Here is a 4,644-nt window from a genome sequence, read left to right on the forward strand (position 1 = left end):
GCGTTCCTCCCCATGTCTAAAGCTAGGGGCTTCCCGCTCGTTTTTCGGTGAAGGGATTTGCCCGTATATTTTTTATTTTTGCTGGGGGCAACGGGCGATCGCATCATCCGCGAGAGAGATTTGTGGATGCTGTTAATTGTTAATTGCAACTACAAATCATAGTTAATAATTTAATTTAGTGCTTACGAGTGACTCAAAGCCGCGAGTGAAGGATTGTTGAGCCGCCGGGGTGCATCTGGTTTTTGAAGCCTGAAGAAGCATGACCGCAGATAAGTTATTAATTATCATCCCATATTGACGGAGGTCATGCTTCGCCCCTACGGATATATTTGCCAAAGTTAGATGCACCCGAGTCGCCGTCTGGTAAAAATGCGGTAATTGCTGGCTGAACGATCAAAATAATGCACTTGGCTTTTGGGATTTTTAAAGTCCCAAAAGCCTTTTTACCTAATTATTTGACTACCAGCCACTGACAAATCAAGACACTATCTACCAATGCGATTAACCTTGCAAAACTTCAATTAAAGCATCGCCCATTCCCCGACAGCCAATTAGTTTCATGCCTTCCGACATGATATCACCAGTGCGATAACCTCGATCCAAAACTTCCACAACTGCTTGCTCGATTTTATTAGCAGCTTCCGGCTGATTTAAGGCGTAGCGCAACATCATTGCTGCGCTTAAAACTTGGGCGATGGGATTAGCTTTATCTTGTCCGGCGATGTCCGGTGCAGAACCGTGTACTGGTTCAAAAACTCCCGGGCCGCTAGCACCTAAACTAGCAGAAGGCAGCATCCCAATACTACCAGTTAACATCGCCGCGGCGTCCGAAAGAATGTCGCCGAATAAATTGCCCGTGACAATTGTATCGAACTGTTTGGGCCAGCGAATTAACTGCATGGCTGCGTTGTCAACATAAAGGTGAGAAAGCTCCACATCAGGGTATTCTGAAGAAAGGGCAATTATGCGATCGCGCCACAGTTGCGAAACGTCCAAAACATTAGCCTTATCAACGGAACACAGCCTTTTGCTGCGCTTCCGGGCCGTCTCAAAAGCCACGCGCCCGATGCGGTCAATTTCCGACTCGGTGTAAGCCATCGTATTCACACCGCGTTTTTCCCCGGTTTCTGTTTCAAAAATGCCTTTTGGTTTGCCGAAATAAATGCCGCCGGTGAGTTCGCGGATCACCATAATATCCACACCTTCGACAACTTCCCGCTTCAAACTAGAAGCATCAATCAATTGCGGTAAAATAGTTGCAGGACGCAAATTTGCAAACAATCCCAATCCGGCGCGCAGTCCTAACAATCCAGTTTCCGGGCGCTGTTCGCGGGGCAAATTGTCCCACTTGTAACCGCCGATAGCTGCTAATAATATAGCATCGCTGTCGCGGCACTTAGAGAGAGTCTCTTCCGGTAGCGGATTGCCTGTGGCGTCAATAGCAGCGCCGCCCATTAATGCTTCTTGAAATTCAAAGCCGATGTCCAATTGTCTGCCGACAAGTTTCAGGACATCTACCGCTACAGCGATAATTTCAGGGCCGATGCCGTCTCCGGGTAAAAGAGTGATGCGGTAGTTTTGAGTCATATCGATTTAGGAGTTTTGATTTGAGATTTGTGATTGAGTTGACTGGAATTATTTGGCAATCCAAGACATTCTCAGAAGGCTATAATCATATCAGGATAAGCAACCTCAGAATTCATTGTCAGGAACCCAACTCTAAAGAGATTGGGCTTGCAAGAGAAATCAAGTAAGCCATTCTGACCAGCCTAAGTCTTAACTGACTACGTTATTTGGGTCACGACACCCTGTGGATGCGACGCCAGTCTCCTGCTCTGTCGAAGAAGTGGTTAAACAGTTTTAAGGTCACTGAAACAGTGCTGCTAGCCCAACAAGCCCTTATAACATTGACCGACAAGCGAACATTACCCCGCTTTCTTAGCCTCCACAAGAGCAAACATTATGCGTACAGGGTTGCAAGGTTTGAAACGGTAACTGTCCTGTTGAAAGTGCATTACAAAAGTACACCAAACCAAGCAACTCCAAGGCGGTAATGGAAAGAAAGATTCAAGGCGGTTGAAACCGCCCGGGTCGTTTCCCTCTCAGGTCTAAAGACTCTGAGTTTCTCACTTACCGAATAGTTTTATGACATTCCCGACTTACCCGCCTGCTCAAGCTGAACCGCCTCTAGACCCCCGGCAGAGTTTGCCAACAATGTATGATTTACCTAGCGAAGACCCAAAGGAGTCCGGTTTGCCTGATACATTTCATTTAGATCAGCCGCAACTCTTGGAATTCACGTTTTTACCACCGGGATGGGATGCGGAGCAAGTATTTACAGCCAGCGACCTAAATTTGTATTACGATGCAACACAGCCGCGCTGGCACAAACGCCCGGATTGGTTTGCTGCGGTGGGTGTGCCCAGGCTTTATCAAGGGCGCGATATGCGTTTGAGTTATGTAGTTTGGCAAGAACGGGTAAATCCGTTTGTGGTGGTGGAATTGCTGTCGCGGGGAACTGAGGATGAAGATTTGGGGCGGACTGTTCAGCAAGCTGGGGAACCGCCGACTAAGTGGCAAGTTTATGAACAAATTTTGCGGATTCCTTACTATTTTGTGTTCAGTCGCTACACGGATGAATTGCGAGCTTTTCATCTCGTAGGTGGCCACTATGAACCAGCAGAATTAATTGATGGGCGGTTATTTATTCCTGAGTTGCAGTTGAGTTTAGGTTGGTGGCAAGGCATTTATAAGAGTATGAATCGTTTGTGGTTGCGGTGGTTTACTGCCGAAGGAGGGTTGATTTTGAGTCCGGGTGAAAGGGCAACGGCGGCGGAACGGCGACTGATAGAATCTCAACAGCAACTGATAGAATCTCAACAGCAACTGATAGAATCTCAACAGCGAGAGGAAAGGCTAGTGGCGCGGTTGCGGGAATTAGGTATCGATCCTGAACAGTTGGTTTAATAGCGATCGCACCCCAGTCTGAAAAACCCAGTTTCTTCCGATATTTCTGGTTAATCAACCCAAATTTTCCCAGAAACCGGGTTTCTAGTCCCGATGGGTAAGTCCTGCTTGATTTGATTTTGGCGGCGGGTTCGCGTACCCACCCCACAAGAGTTTCAAGAAACACGATTGTGCAAATTAAATGCAGTACAACTTAATGGCTCGCCCATAACCCCTTTTCAAATCCTCGAATCTGCGTCACAAGATTGAAATAAAATAACAAAAGTTCGATCGCACGCACGTATCAAAAAATCGGCAAGGAGTGGCGGAGTGACAGAGGGCGAAGGCATAGCAACACCAGCACAGATTGACAATCGGGACTATTCATGGGCATTTTGGCCAATCGTCCCCATCTATCCCTACAGCAGGCGGCGGACAATCCGCAAGGAAATAGTCAAAGACAAAATCTGGACTTTTGACCAATTACAAGGCATTTTCTATGTAATTGTGCCGATTCGGATGACAGTCATCAAACTCGAATCCGGAGGCCTTCTCGTCTACGCCCCCGTCGCGCCGACTCCTGAGTGCATCCGCTTAGTAAACGAGTTAGTCTCGGTACACGGCGAAGTTAAGTATATCTTGCTGACAACAGTTTCCGGCATCGAGCACAAGGTATTTGTCGGGCCGTTTGCGAGGTGTTTTCCCCAAGCGCAGGTGTTTGTGGCGCCGCAGCAGTGGAGTTTCCCCGTCAATTTGCCGCTGAGTTGGCTCGGTTTACCCGCCAAACGCACGTCTGTACTGCCCTCTGACAGCAGCAACACGCCTCTTGCAGATCAATTTGACTGGGCAATCCTGGGCCCGATCGACCTCGGTTTAGGTTTCTTCGCCGAAGTTGCCTTATTTCACAGGGAATCGCGCACGCTAATGTTAACAGATTCCGTGGTTTCCATTCCCGAAAACCCGCCCGCGATCGTCCAACTCGACTCGTACCCGCTGCTGTTTCACGCCAAAGACAGCGCCTTGGAGGTAGTGGCAGACACCCACGAAAATCGGCGCAAAGGGTGGCAGAGAATCGCCTTATTTGCCATGTATTTTCGCCCCAGCGTGCTGGAAGTGCCGCCGTGGTCGGGGGTGTTGGCTAGCGCGTTCAAAGCGCCAGAACGCTCTAGAAAAGCTTATTTTGGGTTGTATCCGTTCCAGTGGAAAATTGACTGGGCGCGATCGTTCGAGGCTTTGCGCGGAGGAGGGCGGTTGTTGGTGGCGCCGGTGTTGCAGACTTTGATTCTCAACCGCGCGCCGCGGGAGACTCTGGATTGGGCGGATCGAGTCGCGAGTTGGGATTTTGATAGAATTGTACCTTGTCATTTCGAGAGTGCGATCGACTGCCAGCCGCGTGAATTTCGGCAAGCTTTCTCGTTTCTGGAAAAACACTCGGCTGTTAATTCTTTACCCGAAGATGATTTTAAATTGCTGAGGGTGATTGATGCAGGTTTGAATAAAACCGGGTTAGTTCCGCCTGCAAAAGATCGAGTTTAATTTGAAATTTTGCACCATTTTAAATACAGCAGATCCCAGTATTTTTAAGTACAAAAAATCGCCTATTTTCCGCAAAAAAAGGGACGGTGGAGTGTGTCTACTTCCCATATATAGCGATCCTAAATCATTTGCAAAAAAATCTGGCTTCACTAATTGTGATTA

3 protein-coding genes are annotated in these 4,644 nt (G+C 48.1%); 2 read left to right on the plus strand and 1 reads right to left on the minus strand.

Annotation, left to right across the window (positions count from 1 at the left end; genetic code table 11):
• Positions 1-501: 501 nt before the first annotated feature.
• Complete coding sequence (leuB, locus tag QT974_RS31335; protein WP_333472279.1) at positions 502-1,587, minus strand: 3-isopropylmalate dehydrogenase; 1,086 nt, start codon at positions 1,585-1,587, stop codon at positions 502-504.
• A 558-nt stretch (positions 1,588-2,145) separates the two neighbouring features.
• Between leuB and QT974_RS31340 the strand changes: the two genes are divergently transcribed.
• Both QT974_RS31340 and QT974_RS31345 read left to right on the plus strand, forming a co-directional pair.
• A complete protein-coding gene (locus QT974_RS31340) occupies positions 2,146-2,967 on the plus strand; it encodes a Uma2 family endonuclease (protein WP_333472280.1) in 822 nt (273 codons plus the stop codon).
• 309 nt (positions 2,968-3,276) lie between these two features.
• Positions 3,277-4,482 carry a DUF4336 domain-containing protein gene (locus QT974_RS31345; protein ID WP_333472281.1) on the plus strand — a complete coding sequence of 402 codons (1,206 nt, stop codon included), beginning with the start codon at positions 3,277-3,279 and terminating at the stop codon, positions 4,480-4,482.
• Positions 4,483-4,644: the final 162 nt, after the last annotated feature.

Origin of the sequence: Microcoleus sp. BM001215392 (genome assembly GCF_036700185.1) — a bacterium.
Taxonomy (GTDB): Bacteria; Cyanobacteriota; Cyanobacteriia; order Cyanobacteriales; family Microcoleaceae; genus Microcoleus.